The sequence below is a fragment of the Vibrio sp. Isolate34 genome, from assembly GCF_022397915.1.
GTDB lineage: Bacteria > Pseudomonadota > Gammaproteobacteria > Enterobacterales > Vibrionaceae > Vibrio.
Window position 1 is genome coordinate 1 of record NZ_JAKEUO010000034.1, and the last position, 14,440, is coordinate 14,440.

General features: G+C 44.0%; 13 protein-coding genes and 2 pseudogenes. 9 read left to right on the plus strand and 6 right to left on the minus strand.

Translation table 11 applies throughout. The annotated features are described in order from the left end of the window. Positions 1-231 (plus strand): annotated as a pseudogene (locus L1D22_RS21530) (IS5/IS1182 family transposase); the annotation flags it as partial. 120 nt (positions 232-351) lie between these two features. Here the strand turns inward: L1D22_RS21530 and L1D22_RS21535 are convergent. Continuing rightward, on the minus strand, positions 352-1,032 hold the full coding sequence (locus L1D22_RS21535) for an SH3 domain-containing protein (protein ID WP_239831184.1): 681 nt from the start codon (positions 1,030-1,032) through the stop codon (positions 352-354). A 96-nt stretch (positions 1,033-1,128) separates the two neighbouring features. Here L1D22_RS21535 and L1D22_RS21540 point away from each other — a divergent pair, with 96 nt between their 5' ends. After that, positions 1,129-1,704 (plus strand): hypothetical protein, encoded by a 576-nt coding sequence (locus L1D22_RS21540; protein ID WP_239831185.1) that lies wholly within the window; start codon positions 1,129-1,131, stop codon positions 1,702-1,704. A gap of 270 nt (positions 1,705-1,974) precedes the next feature. Next, positions 1,975-2,217 (plus strand): hypothetical protein, encoded by a 243-nt coding sequence (locus L1D22_RS21545; RefSeq protein WP_239831186.1) that lies wholly within the window; start codon positions 1,975-1,977, stop codon positions 2,215-2,217. Positions 2,218-2,386: 169 nt separating this feature from the next. Here the strand turns inward: L1D22_RS21545 and L1D22_RS21550 are convergent, their stop codons facing one another. After that, positions 2,387-2,845 (minus strand): Lrp/AsnC family transcriptional regulator, encoded by a 459-nt coding sequence (locus tag L1D22_RS21550; RefSeq protein ID WP_239831187.1) that lies wholly within the window; start codon positions 2,843-2,845, stop codon positions 2,387-2,389. A 149-nt stretch (positions 2,846-2,994) separates the two neighbouring features. Between L1D22_RS21550 and L1D22_RS21555 the strand changes: the two genes are divergently transcribed. Next, positions 2,995-3,924 (plus strand): DMT family transporter, encoded by a 930-nt coding sequence (locus tag L1D22_RS21555; protein WP_239831188.1) that lies wholly within the window; start codon positions 2,995-2,997, stop codon positions 3,922-3,924. 146 nt (positions 3,925-4,070) lie between these two features. Beyond that, complete coding sequence (locus L1D22_RS21560; protein WP_239831189.1) at positions 4,071-4,535, plus strand: exoribonuclease R; 465 nt, start codon at positions 4,071-4,073, stop codon at positions 4,533-4,535. Positions 4,536-4,706: 171 nt separating this feature from the next. Here the strand turns inward: L1D22_RS21560 and L1D22_RS21565 are convergent, their stop codons facing one another. After that, the gene (locus L1D22_RS21565; RefSeq protein WP_008219317.1) at positions 4,707-5,048 is read right to left on the minus strand and encodes a YggL family protein; all 342 of its coding nucleotides are present in this window, start codon (positions 5,046-5,048) and stop codon (positions 4,707-4,709) included. Between the two features lie 254 nt (positions 5,049-5,302). Here L1D22_RS21565 and L1D22_RS21570 point away from each other — a divergent pair, with 254 nt between their 5' ends. Continuing rightward, positions 5,303-7,330, plus strand: coding sequence for a PhoX family phosphatase (locus L1D22_RS21570; protein ID WP_239831190.1), 2,028 nt, complete (start codon positions 5,303-5,305; stop codon positions 7,328-7,330). A 179-nt stretch (positions 7,331-7,509) separates the two neighbouring features. Here the strand turns inward: L1D22_RS21570 and L1D22_RS21575 are convergent, their stop codons facing one another. The 3 genes from L1D22_RS21575 to L1D22_RS21585 all read right to left on the minus strand — a co-directional run bounded on the left by L1D22_RS21575 (position 7,510) and on the right by L1D22_RS21585 (position 10,718). Continuing rightward, positions 7,510-8,130 (minus strand): LysE family translocator, encoded by a 621-nt coding sequence (locus tag L1D22_RS21575; protein WP_239831191.1) that lies wholly within the window; start codon positions 8,128-8,130, stop codon positions 7,510-7,512. 136 nt (positions 8,131-8,266) lie between these two features. Next, positions 8,267-9,553, minus strand: a complete 1,287-nt coding sequence (locus tag L1D22_RS21580; RefSeq protein WP_239831192.1) for a DEAD/DEAH box helicase — start codon at positions 9,551-9,553, stop codon at positions 8,267-8,269. Between the two features lie 181 nt (positions 9,554-9,734). Next, the gene (locus tag L1D22_RS21585; protein ID WP_239831193.1) at positions 9,735-10,718 is read right to left on the minus strand and encodes a GTP-binding protein; all 984 of its coding nucleotides are present in this window, start codon (positions 10,716-10,718) and stop codon (positions 9,735-9,737) included. A gap of 608 nt (positions 10,719-11,326) precedes the next feature. On the opposite strand from L1D22_RS21585, the gene clcA reads away from it, so the two are divergent. The 3 genes and pseudogenes from clcA to L1D22_RS21600 all read left to right on the plus strand — a co-directional run. Further along, positions 11,327-12,733, plus strand: coding sequence for a H(+)/Cl(-) exchange transporter ClcA (gene clcA / locus L1D22_RS21590; protein ID WP_132764817.1), 1,407 nt, complete (start codon positions 11,327-11,329; stop codon positions 12,731-12,733). Between the two features lie 262 nt (positions 12,734-12,995). Further along, positions 12,996-13,943, plus strand: a complete 948-nt coding sequence (locus L1D22_RS21595; RefSeq protein WP_239831194.1) for a TDT family transporter — start codon at positions 12,996-12,998, stop codon at positions 13,941-13,943. Between the two features lie 151 nt (positions 13,944-14,094). Continuing rightward, positions 14,095-14,440 (plus strand): annotated as a pseudogene (locus tag L1D22_RS21600) (ISL3 family transposase); the annotation flags it as partial.

A 14,440-nucleotide genomic window follows, 5' to 3' on the forward strand; every position in this document is an offset into this window, starting at 1 on the left:
TTAGCAGTAGGTTGTCAAAAGCTCTACGGCTCCAACAAGAGGTGGAAACAACGGTATGGCTATCACAAGCGCTCACTATCAGAGACAGCAATGTACCGAGTAAAACAGCTGCTAGATGGGAAATTAAGCCTAAGAAATTACAATGCTCAGGTTGGCGAGACTTACGCTATGATCAAAGCTCTGAACAAGCTTACAGGACTTGGTATGCCTGAAACTCAGTATATTGCTTAATAACTGAACAACTTTGGGCTACCATGTCTTCCAACCGAATTAAGCAACAAAGCCGTCTAAATCAATAAATAGAAAGGTTAGTCGCTATTAATACATCCAATATTAATAACGGAGTGGATTTTACTTAGTAAATATTTCATTTGTATTTACATCTAAATAAATTTTATTTTCAAGAGATAAATCACCGCAATAGATAAAATAGACATCTCGGTCACTGTACTTCACCGATTTCACCCAACCGCCTAATTCTTCGAAATCACTTGGGGCACATTCGCCTTCAGAGATCAGCTTCGCGACCGTATTACGAAACTTCTCTTGATGGATCTTAAGGTCGTCGGATTTAACCAAGTAAGAGTCCAGTATCTCTTTGTTTTCTTTCTCAGAAATAATCACTTCATCGTTAGATAAGCCAGACATCGAAACCCATTCAGCAGTCTGTGGTCCCCCTTCTTTTAAGACGATGTAATCTGAGATGCGAGCCCAATCACCCTGCTTCTCTAATACTTCGACTTTCTCGCCTTTATAGAGGTAATCGGTTATCAAGCCATCAACTTCAGGCTGTTCTACCACTTCTAGCTTTCTATCCTGAACGTAAAACTCTGTCTGTTCTGGCTCAGGTTTCAGTTCCATGATTGGTTCTAAGTCTACGTCAGACTGTGGAGCTACTTCTGCAACGGGCTCTTCAATTTTTTCTGGTGGTGTTGGGTCTTTTTTCATAACGAAGAAGTAATACGCAGCTCCTCCTCCACCCAGTACTAACAACACAAGTAAAGCGATCAGCGCTTTTTTCATCAAATCCACCAGCTCTTCCGTTTTAGGTATGGTTCAAGTGTACATCAACTCATGCTGTCACTCATCTATACTCTCTAATGAGAACAAGGTAAGTAGAGGAAAGTCATGCGTTTTTGGGTGAAAGTTATAATTGTGAGTGTACCTTTAAGTGCTAATATCGCGTTCGCAAGCCATTGTGATCGTGAAAACTGGCAAATACTGTTGGATCGCCAATTGGCATTTGAAGGGCGTTACAATCAATACACCAAAGAATTTAACCAAGTTCTCTCCACCTATGACTCCCAAACCCTACTCTCTAAACATTTCACCGAAACACAGATCATTGAGCTTTGGGCAAAGTACGAAGACAGGTTTAATGTGCAGCTCAAAAGCCACATGAATACCGCTTATGATGTGTCTGAGGTTTTGCTCAAGCAGGCATACGTTGTATCTACAGAACTTGAAGGGGCTCAGTCGCTCACTCGTTCATGGCAGGCTGTCGCTAAGCACTGCACAAAGGCCAAGCTTCCACGCCAATCAGAAAGCGCACAGGTGCATGTGGCAAGTTCACAATCACTTACTCAAGATCTCCATACACTCAGCGACAAATTCCGCCAGCTGTCATCAAAGTATCGTCAAGAAGCCACTATGATAGATGAAGCACGCCACTCAAAGTCCTCGCAAAATGATGTGCCAGAGTAAAATCCAAAACCTACTTTCACTGCTTTTCGACTGGATTAATTGTGATAACAGACTACCGTTCCAACCAAAACACTCTGTTAAATCGTTAATCAAAGCTTTATCAATAAGTTGTGAAACTAATGTGCTAACTATCAACAATAAAGTTCAATTTCCAATCAATGCAAGCGAGTATGTGAGATATACATCACAAAATAGATTTACAAACGCTAGAAAATTGTTATCATGAATCTTCATATAACTTAATAACAAGAAACATTTTGGCTAGGTAATATGCAAAAAACTATGGCTTTCAACTGCTTGAGTAACACGGAATGGACTGCAGAGATAAGAGGTAAACTTTTATCTGTAACTAAACACATGGAAGAGTTCGGTTCAGTAAGTGAGCTAGAGCTATGTAAGATATTTGGAGAAACAATTTGGAATGATGGTGTGGATTACCATTCACATGCTTTTTCATTCAGAATTAATGCACAAACTGGGGATTGTTCAATCTCTCACTTTAAGTATCACTAAGTTTTGCACCTATCATATACGGAGTACCTTTCACGAGGTGCTCCGTTTTTATTGCCGTGAGTTTGTCATTTTGTGGAAGATCTTTGGTCACCTTCGCATTGTTATCCAAAGATCAAACCATTTCGTTTTAAGCTCACTCTACTCGATAACACTCACCCTTTCCCTCTGCTTACTCGGTATAAACAGGAAGCGGCGCATTACCTTTCACTTGTCTTATCGCGAGATGAGTATGGATGTCTTTAACGTTAGAAAGCCTTTGGAGCTTTCTGGTAAACGCTTCATAGGCCCTCAGGTTCGGGCTAACAACTTCTAACAGATAATCATAAGCGCCAGATACAACATGGCAGCTGATCACCTCCTCCATCTCGACAATCGCGCCCTCGAACTTATCGATCGACACTTCTTGGTGGTTGTTTAGGCTCACTTCGACAAACACACTCATCGCCACACCCACCTTCTCTCGAGATAAGCTCACGCGGTAACCATCGATAATGCCTTTTTCTTCAAGCCTTTTGATACGTCTCGCGCAAGGTGACGGGGATAAGCCGACTTCATCAGCTAACTCAGCCGTGGTTAATCTACCGTCCTTTTGCAGCAACTCGAGAAGATGTCTATCAATTCTGTCCATAGTGAAAGCCATTCATTAGTTAAATTCGTTAACAATTTAAAGAATATTAGCAGGAATCATCAATGATAGGTCAAGTTAGAACCAAACTTGCCAACTTGAGGCACTAACTCTCCCTCATAATGAGTCATCATTCACTTTCATTGTTTATTATGAATCTTGGCTACCTATCAATTATCGTCACTCTGCTGATCTGGGCGAGCTTTTTCCTTTCTCTTAAAGGCGGCGCGAATTCAGCTTTAACGCCTGCAGATATCGCACTCACACGTTTCCTTATTCCTGCTTTGATACTGTTACCTTTGGTGTGGAAAGCGCGTGGTGCAATTACAGCAGTACCTAACCGTTACTTAGCAGGTATGTTTGTCGGTAGTGGTCTGCCTTATCTGCTGGTTGCAGGCACAGCCATGCAATTTGTTCCTGTTTCACACGGCAGTGCTTTAGTACCTGGCACGCTACCTCTGTTTGTTACCGGGATTGCGGTGCTCTTTTTCAAGCAACCACTCAGTCGCCACCGAATCGTTGGCCTAGCTTTGGTGTTACTTGGTATTGTGTTGTTCTTAGGGAGCAGTTTGAGTAGCTTCAATTTTGAATACACCAAAGGCCACTTACTGTTCCTATGCGGGAGCTTGATGTGGGCAACCTTCACTATCTCCGCTCGTGTTGCCAACCTAGATGCTTTGGTCAGTGCGGGTTTCATTTCTCTCTGCTCTATTTTGTTATTAGTACTTCTTATCCTGACAGGAACACTCCCTAGTAGCTTAATGGATGCACCTATCCCTCAATGGCCTTTCGCAGAGCTAGCCATTCATTCAGCAGTACAAGGTGTCGGAGCGGGTTTAATTGCCGCATTTACTTACCTATATGCGGTGAATACCTTAGGGGCAGAGCGTTCTGCTGCGTTTGGAAGCGCGACACCTGCCGTTGCGACACTATTGGCGATTCCACTGTTTAATGAAGTTCCAGATGCAATGACTTGGCTTGCCCTTGGTTCTATTTGTATTGGTAGCTTAGTCGCGAGCAATATCTTCATGAGAAACGACCAATCCATGCAATATCAGCCGCCAAGTCATAGCAAAGCGTGATGCTTTTAATGTTCACAATTTCCGCTAGCTTTCAGGTATGCGACATCCAGATAAGCCTACAAAGATCGGCTTATCTAAAATCTGCTTTTTCTATGCTCGCTTCTCCATTAAACTGTCCGACCTTTTTGCAGATTCAAGAGAACACCATGCAACGCGACTACACCTTAAATTGTTTAATCACCATGCCTCGCCATGAACTAGAAGAATTTAGTTTAAGAATGATCCATCGCCTTGTTCCTGAAGACGCAATGACAGAATTATTCACGTTCGAACAAGAAGAAGTGACCAGCGAAGAACGCATGCAGTCGGCAAAATTCGATGCGATGCTGCGAATGACGGCTATTGCACTTGGCGAAGTAAACCTAGCGTTTTCTGAGTCGGACAACTCACAACAAAACATCGAGCGTATGACTCGCCTACTGCTTTGGCACTTCTACTCAATCTCCTTCAACTTAGAAGAAGCTATTGCGATTGAAGTACACTGCGAGAAAGTAGAGAAGATCTTAAAGAACGCACCAAAAGATGCATTCGGTTGGGTTAAAGAGTTAACTGAGTTGCTTCACTTCTACGCAAAAGTAAATGAAAGCAACGAAGAGAAGAAAGACGCGTAACCTTGCTTAATCTTTAACTGGCTGCAATTCAAAAACAGGCCAGCGAATACCAAAGGAAGAAAACGCAAAAAGGCCGAATCGATTTACCGATTCGGCCTCTGTTTTTGTGTATTGTTGCTCGTTCTAAAAGCCGTATAGTCCTCTAAGCAAAGCTAACAGTACAACATCAATTTAGAACGCGTAGTTTGCGTCAATAAGCTCGCTAACTTCAACTTTCGTTACTTCAGCACGCGCTTCAAGCCACTGTGCAACTTGCAGTTGCTCTGCTTCAGTTACTGAACGGTATCGCTCGATAGAGCATAAGAAACCTTCAAACAGCTCAAGGCCACCGCCACCAAAGCATAAGCCGATGCTGTCGATGAAATCGATGAACTCGTCAATGAACACATCGTATTGGTCAAAATCAGCAATCGATGTCTTGCAGCTTACTTCAAAACCCAGAATCGCGAATTCACCTAGGTATAGCTTTTTGCGTAGGCGACGATTTTTGTTTTCGATTTTATCTAATTTCATAACTGTCTCTCTTTTCATTTGATTAAGCATTTATACACAGTTCCAACGTAATCCCCAAGTGTTTTGTCTTGCATGAGAAGTGTTATGGCAAAAATCGTGCTACAGAAACAAAAGCTTAATAAAAACTATAAAAATCTGTCACTTAACTGCTTCACGATTGGTCACACATTTACCCAACTTATTAACCAATTAGTTAGTAGATGAGTAAGTCATAAATAACGAATAATAAAGTCAGCCAATAGGAAGCAGTCGCGATGAGCAAGGAAACATTTGATAGCACTCGTTTTAACAAGAGTAAAAACAAACCCTTCGAAGAAGTTCTAGATGCAAACCTTTCAAGAAGAAACGTATTAAAAGGCGGATTAGGCATCAGTGCAATGACCGCTTTTGGCGCGTTTGGTTTAGCGGGTCACAGCACAGCTAACGCCGCAACAATGCAAGCAACAGGCGCACAGAAAAGCACCGCGACTCTCGCGTTTGAATCTGTTAAAGGCTCATTGACTGACAGTGTCGTCGTACCAAAAGGCTACACAGCACAAGTGCTTGTTCCTTGGGGGACTCCACTTAACAAGCAAGGTAATGCTTGGCTAAAAGACGGTACAAACAACGCACAAGACCAAGCTAATGCACTGGGAATGCACCACGATGGCATGCACTTCTTCCCGCTTGATGGCAACAGCAATGATGGTTTGTTGGTGATCAACCACGAATACATTGACCAAAAAGCCCTGCACGCTAATGGTCCTACATACAATGAAGGCGCTCGTCCTAACATTGATGAAGTACGCAAAGAGATCAACGCGCACGGCGTAAGTGTAGTTCGCGTTAAGCTTGAAGGTAATCAATGGGTAATGGTCGATAACGATCCACTTAACCGCCGCTACACTGGCGCGACAGTAATGGACCTTTCGGGTCCTGTCGCTCACAGTGAGTTTACCAAAACCAAATTCTCACAAGACGGCAGCCAAGCTCGTGGCACATTAAATAACTGTGGCAACGGCTACACACCTTGGGGCACTTACCTAACCTGCGAAGAGAACTGGCCAGGTTACTTCGTCAATAAAGGGACAACGACACAAGCTCAAGAACGTATCGGCATCGCTACTGACAAAACACGCTACGGTTGGGACACGCTTTCGGGTGACAAACAAGAGCGCTTGGATGAGTTTGCACGTTTTGACGTAACACCAACCGCTGATTCACCAATGGACGATTACCGTAACGAAGCACACGGTCACGGCTACATTGTTGAAATCGACCCATACACAGCAAACTCACGAGCGAAGAAGCGTACCGCTCTAGGTTGTTTCCGTCATGAAGGTTGTACGTTTGGTAAGCTAACCGAAGGCGAGCCGATCGTATTCTACTCAGGCCACGATTCTCGTTTCGAATACCTCTACAAATTTGTTTCTGAAGCGAAATGGGATCCACGTGACGCTGAGCCAAGCAACCGACTAAGTGCGGGCGACAAGTACATGGACAAAGGCACGCTTTACGTCGCTAAGTTCAACGACGACGGTTCAGGTACATGGTTGCCATTAACATTGAGCAGCAAGACCACAAATGGTGGCAAGCTGGGTGATACGTTTGACTCTCAAGCCGCACTTATCGTTAATACAGCAGGCGCAGCCGACCTTGTAGGCGCAACGCCTATGGATCGCCCTGAATGGTGCTCTGTTGACCCGATGACAGGTACGGCTTACCTAACGTTGACTAACAACAACAAGCGTAAAGAAGCTAACTCAGCGAACCCTCGTGTGAACAATAAGTTTGGTCATGTTATCCGTTGGGATGAAGGCAAAACAGCTGGCGAATTCGATTGGGATATCTTTGTATTCGGCTCTCCTGCTGTGGAAGATAAGTCTATCAACCGCTCAGGTCTAACAGACATGAACCAATTCGCGAGCCCTGATGGCTTAGCGTTTGATGCACGTGGCATCCTATGGATTCAAACTGATAACGGCGCAGACGAAGTGGCGGGCTACACCAACGATCAAATGCTGGCTGTTGTTCCATCTAAGTTAACGGATGACAAAGGAAACAGCGCGGTGATTGATGCAAACAACCAAGCACAGCTTAAACGCTTCTTTGTGGGTCCAAACGGATGTGAAGTAACTGGCTTTACTATCAGTCCAGACTTCAAATCACTGTTCGTGAACATTCAACACCCAGCAAACTGGCCATCATCAAACGATGCAACGGCTCAAACTCAAGGCAATGTTCGCCCAAGAGCATCTACCGTTGTGATTCGCCGCGAAGACGGTGGTGAAATCGCGGTTTAATAAGCAAATCTAGCTAAGGTCAGCAATTTTACTGCTATCTAGTTTCTGTTCGCTAGCAAAGTAAAATCAAAAAGAGCGATAAGGCTAATTGCCCTATCGCTCTTTTTCTATTCGGTAAACTCTTTGATTCAACGAATAGCTTGCGGCTTCGTAAACTACTCGTTAGCAGCTAACTAGTATTAACTCACGAACAACCACACACCAACGCCCATCATCAGCGTGCCAGCAATACGGTTCATCAATTTCACATTATCAGCCTTACCGAGCATGTGCTTAAGGCTCTTACCACCTGTCGCATATAGAGTCATACAAACAAATTCGGAAGCCAAGATAATAGACACCAGAATCATCAACTGAGGCGCTAAATCTTTACTGCTGTTGATAAAAGGAGGAAGCAAGGAAATCATAAACGCCCAGCCTTTTGGATTAGCGATCGCAGTAACAAAACCTTGAACTACCAAGTCCCAATCATTGTTCACTTGAGCTTCTTGATTACCAGTACTGATCGCCAGCTTGCCTCTTGAGCGCCACATTTGAACGCCTAAATAGAACAAGTACCCTGCGCCCACAAACTTGAAGCCTGTAAACAGCCACGGGTAATTCAGCATAATAGAGGCGATACCTAATACTGCGGCGACCGAAACCACCGCGACGCCAGCCAGTTCACCGACCATCATCCATAATGTACGCTTGTAACCGATGCTCATGCCCAACGTTAACGCCAAGGTCATACACATGCCGGGTGTGATTGACACAAAGAAAAACGTGGGAATGAAAGCCCAAAGTAGCGCGCTATCCATATTATTACCTTATCGACTTATTTTTATTTGAGTGTTCAGCTTGTTGAGTTGTCTTTGTAAGGAGCGACCTTATATTTAGCGACACAACGAAAAAGAGCCACAATACAGTGGCTCTTTTTCATTACCAACCGTAATTTTACTTACGACGGTTTTTAATTCGCTTCATCATAGTCAAACGACGTTCTGCGCTTGCTTGATCTTGAGGCTCTTCGTTCGCGTTGTTCTTACGACCTTGACGGTTTTTGTAAGCCGACTTAGTGTTCAGCTTTTCAATGTAAGCGTCACGCTTCTTCGGTTCGTAACCCGGTTGCTCAACACGGCGAATGCGCTGTTGAATCAGTGTCTCAACTTGAACCACAGTCAGCTCTTCTTCGCGGTTAACGAAAGAGACAGCGTGACCTTGCTTACCAGCACGACCTGTACGGCCAATACGGTGAACATAGTCTTCAGCTAGGAAAGGCATGTCGTAGTTAATTACGTGTGGTAAGTCTTCGATATCAAGACCACGAGCCGCAACGTCTGTTGCTACCATTACACGCGCTTTGCCTTCTTTAAAATCGTCTAGAGCACGACGACGAGCACTTTGCGCTTTATCACCGTGACACAGTACTGCTTTAATGCCGTCTAGCTTAAGCTCTTTAACCACATCGTTCGCTGTTTCTTTGTAGTTCACGAACACAAGTACTTGGCGCCAGTTTTTACGACCAATCAGTTCAGAAAGCAGTTCTGTTTTACGTTCTTGATCGACTGGGTAAACCACGTGGCCGACAGTAGCAGCCGTCGAGTTTTCACGTTCAACACTGATGCGTTTTGGTTTACGTAGAATATCAACTGACAGTTGGTTCAACTGAGTCGATGTTGTCGCAGAGAACATCATGATCTGTGGCGATGTTTCTACATCCAGCATGATCTTACGAACGGCATTGATGAAACCCATATCTAGGATACGGTCAGCTTCATCAAATACTAGGAATTCTAGGTTAGCAATAGACACGTTACCCGCTTCTAAGTGCTCTTCTAAACGGCCTGGAGTCGCAACCAAAATATCCACACCCAGCTCCAATTGACGAACCTGTGAAGACATCTTGTTACCACCGTAAACCGCAGAAACACTTAGTTCAGTGTATTTAACGTAATCTTTGATGTTTTGAGCGATCTGCGCAGCAAGCTCACGAGTTGGAGCAAGAATAAGGCCGCGAGCCGTTCCTCGAGATGCTTTTTTACCGCTGTTCAGTAGGTGCTGAATAACAGGCAAAGAGAATGCCGCTGTTTTACCCGTACCGGTTTGAGCAGTAGCAAAAATATCATGGCCTTTACGAGCCATTGGAATCGCTTTTTGTTGAATTGGAGTGAGTTTTTCATAACCACACTCAGTCAACGCTTTGACTAATTCAGGAGCAAAACCTTGAGAGGAAAATGACATTGTTACGGGTTCCTTAAGCAGACAGCCTACATTCTTATTTCAGCCGAGCACTATAAAGTAATTAGAGTGATTTATCTCACATTTATCGTGATATAACGCAAACTTTCTCATTTAATCCGGTGTTTACCACGCCATCAACGAAGCAAACACCCAATTATTCAGTTCAAACAGAGATTAAACCCTATTTGATGCCACACAACTTGAGCAGAATCTGTTCGAGATCGCCCCAAGGCATCAGCTGTGAGTCGATCACTTCCAATCGAGATTCAAATCCATCGAGGGAAATTTCATTCACAGACACGACTTGATTCGCCACATTGAATGCGTAGCAACCTTGGTCTGTATTCACCACAGCTTTTACACGTTCAGCCGTCAGATCAGACAACATTGAGAATAGCGCATCGAAATCGAATTTATGCTCAGCGCCAAATAGCCAACCACAACTGTAGTAACCTTGCCCCTTGTTTTCTTTGCGGATGAACGCTTCGCCCGGAGGAAGTTCGAATTGAGGTTCTTGTTCAGCGTGATCGTGATGGTGCGATTCAATATGAGTTGAAGCACTGCCATGCACTCTTTCAATGTCCAACACTTCCAATGGCACTTCACCATCGTGAATTAGCTTGTGGAAGACTTTAGCTGGCGTTTGATCCGTCACCCAATCGTTAAACACATCGATGTCTTCAGAATGCACAAGATCTACCTTGGTGCCTAGAATCACATCTGCACTGTCTAATTGATCATTAAAGTTCTGATTAGACGTGTATTTTTCATTGGATAGATTGCGTGGGTCAACCAAACCTAGTGTCGCTTTTAGATCAACATAGGGCGTGTACTGATCCGAAGTCAGCGTCGCAATCACTTGTTTAGGGTGACCAAGACCTGTTGGCTCAATCAACAAACGGTCTGGCTTTTGGCGAAGTAAAGCATTAATACCTACAGACATAGGTACACCCGCTGTACAGCACATACAGCCGCCCGGCACTTCTTTAATCAAAGCACCTTGGTCTGTCATCAATGCGCCATCGATGCCGATCTCCCCGAACTCATTAACCAGAACAGCCCAGTTTTCATTCTCAGGCTTGTTTTTTAGCAGATTCAAAATAGCAGTCGTCTTACCAACACCTAAGAAACCCGTAATGATGTTTGTAGGAACTTTTTTGGTCATATCAGTTCTCCTTTTTTAGGGAGTATATACTCAATTACCAAAAAGTTGACCCCAATCGCTTGTTTATACTCAGATTGGCGAGCAGAAGGATGGGTTAACTAAATAGAGGGTTAGGCTGACTTACAGAGATACAGTGCTTAACGAAGTGTAAAGAATTGAGCAGATAAATAGAAATAGAAGTGAAAATAGGAATTTTGGATGCTCCAGACGGACTAAAGGCGTACTTGTCAGTACGCCTCACCCTCGTTACTCAATCGTGAGTTCGCGAATCAGGAAGCCTTAAATATCGACCTGAACATTTAACGAGGAACTAAAAACTTTGTTTCTGAATCCATCCAAATTGTGTGTAAAACCTCACTTCTCCTTGCGGTTCGTTATGTTGCTTTACGGTTTAACTATGGTTCATTTTTGGCGTAATACAAGTTGCTACCAGAGAATCGATCAAAACTGTGACGGCGATTCCACTATATTGTCCATACATTCCATTTATGTAATACACTTCTTTCATAAATGAAATTCAACTTTGCATCTTTGCTGCTATAGGATATGCATAGGAGGCGTATAATTTACTAAGACCCTCCCCGCATCAAATCAGGAACCAAACTTATATGACCAATAGAGAGAGAATTAAGCAATCCCTTTTAGCAAAAATGCCAAGGGATGCTATCAACCAATTTCTCTCTAGAGACAAAACACCCGCTTCCGTACTTTTCCTTTCTTGCATTGTCGGCATCCTTGCTGGCGTTGTGGGTACCTATTTCGAAGTTGCCGTTCATTTCATCACAGAAACTCGTACCGATTGGCTGAAAGATGAGATCGGTAGCTATTTACCACTTTGGCTTGCTGCTTTCCTGATCAGTGCTGCATTCGCCTTTATTGGCTATTTCCTCGTTCACCGCTTTGCTCCAGAAGCTGCTGGTTCTGGCATCCCTGAAATAGAAGGCGCGATGGACGGCATGCGACCTGTTCGTTGGTGGAGAGTATTACCAGTAAAATTCTTTGGTGGTATGGGCGCGTTAGGTTCAGGCATGGTATTAGGTCGTGAAGGGCCAACCGTGCAAATGGGCGGAAGCATCGGGCGTATGGTCACTGACATATTCCGAGTGAAAGATGACGATACTCGACACTCGTTACTCGCTTCAGGTGCGGCTGGTGGCTTGGCTGCGGCGTTCAATGCACCATTAGCTGGGATTATGTTCGTTGTTGAAGAGATGAGACCACAATTTCGTTATTCACTCATTTCGATCAAAGCCGTCATCATCTCTGCGATCTCAGCCAACATTGTATTTCGTTCTATCAATGGTCAATCTGCTGTTATTACCATGCCTCAGTACCAACAACCTGAACTGAGTGCGCTATGGTTATTCCTGTTATTAGGCGTTTTGTTCGGCTTGTTTGGCGTGATTTTCAATAAGCTCATAACACTTTCGCAAGACATGTTTGTAGCAATACACAAGAATGACCGCAAACGCTACTTGATAACTGGAACCCTGCTGGGTGGCTGCTTTGGCTTGTTGCTGCTTTATATTCCTGAATTGACTGGCGGTGGTATTGGTATCATCCCAAATATCACTAACGGCAGTTACAGCACCAACATCTTGCTACTGATCTTCCTAGGCCGAGTTATCACCACCCTGCTTTGTTTTGGCTCTGGTGCTCCGGGCGGTATCTTTGCGCCGATGCTTGCACTAGGCACACTCTTTGGTTACGCATTTGGGCTTATCGCCGCGGCATTCTTTCCTGAATTGAATATCGAACCGGGCATGTTTGCGATTGCAGGTATGGGCGCATTATTCGCTGCAACTGTGCGTGCACCAATTACGGGTATATTGTTGGTTATCGAGATGACCAATAACTATTACCTTATCCTGCCGTTGATCATCACCTGTCTAGGTGCCGTAATCATTGCGCAGATGTTAGGCGGTCAGCCGATTTACAGCCAACTACTGAACCGTACGCTGAAAAACGAGAAGTTAAGACAACAAGACCTGCCTCAGCAAGAGGAAGTCCGTTAATTACAAATGACTCATGAAAAAAAGCACACATTCAACGTGCTTAATGTCCCGATTCCGCATCAAAATCAAAAAAGCAAACGTTAAACTTGGTATCATCCACTCAAAATTAGTTGAATACCCTCAACATCTATTGATGGCACAACTGCACGCTCTAACTAGAGCAAAAAATCTATTACGCACTGATATTCTGAAAATAACCCACATTCTATAAATAAGTTGGAGCAAGCTGTTGAACTGGAGAAGATTAACCCAAGTAAAAAATGTGCCGCCCTCTCAGGCGTCTTTAGCACTTGGTGTAATTGGACTAGGACAAGCTTGGGCACTATATCTCCCAGGGATTGGTGAGATTATTCGCCCTTATCTTGCTGCATTCGGCGCACTGTTATTACTGCCCGTTTTACTTCGTTATCTCACCAGCTTTAATACCTTCATCAATGATATTCGTCACCCGCTGAGCGGAAGCCTAATGGCACCAATGAGCATGGCACTGTTGATTCTGTGCGACTATTTAGCCGAGATCTCCACCATAATCGCCTACCCAATATGGTTCTGCGCTCTATTGCTGCATTTTACTATGATGGTGTTGTTCTTCAGTTTCCAGATCATCAACTTCAAAATGTCGAACATTGTTCCAAGTTGGTTCCTGTATCCAGTAGGCTTGATCAGTAGTTCATTGGCAGGCACACAGTTTGGCCACACCGTATTTTCAGAAACGCTTGCAGCAACCTGTATTGGTATCTATTTCTTCATGCTCCCTGTAGTGCTATATCGCTTGGTGTTTGAAGGGAACCTTCCACGCAGAGCAAGGCCAACACTGGCAATCATGGCCGCTCCAGTAAATTTGTCTTTAGCCGCATACTTGGTCAACTTTAACAATCCAGATCCTATTCTGACGGGCGCATTAGCGGGCATCGCCATCACCATGACGCTGCTGATTTACTTATGTTATATCCGCTTGATGCGTTTGAAGTTCCAACCATCCATTGCTGCAGTTACCTTCCCATCAGTGATCAGCGCTATTGCGATGCATCGCTTAACTACCTTTTTCGGGGCTGAATTCCCGCAATGGTACTGGCTACACAAGTTTGGTTTCTTTGAGCTAACCATCGCTACGATATTGGTGATTTGGGTCGCGGGCGGTTACGTAAAAATGTACTGGCCCGAGTTTTTTGACCCCGATTACATGTCTAAGAAAGTGAAACGTTCTTAATCAACTCAAAAACACTTTCTAACTCGCTGAATCCGCGGTTCTACACAACAAAAAAAGGTTCATCGCGGATTAGCGGGAACTAAAAACAAAAACGGTAGTAAGTGATATGGTTTAGTCGCCAAACAAAAATCATACACAAACTACCGTTTTCATGCCGAATCATACTTTCCTATCGTCATTCTGGGAAGGCTTTAAAATAGTAAAGTCTCACCAGACAGCATCACTTATTACACTAACTCTTAAACCGAACTCTGAGGCTAAATGCTTTTGCGGTCTTGAAGCCGAGGCTATCCATGAGTATCAATGGCGTCATGTGAAAGAGGCCATGTTGCTCGGTGTTCCTGTCGAACTTTCCGTTCAAACTCGAAGGATTAAGTGTCGTGACTGCGGCATAAAAACAGAGTCTCTATCTTGGTTGGAGCCTTATGCTCGTATAACGAAGCGCCTAAAAAGCTATATAGAACAACTACTGCCTCTTCTTCCCATTAAGCATATCT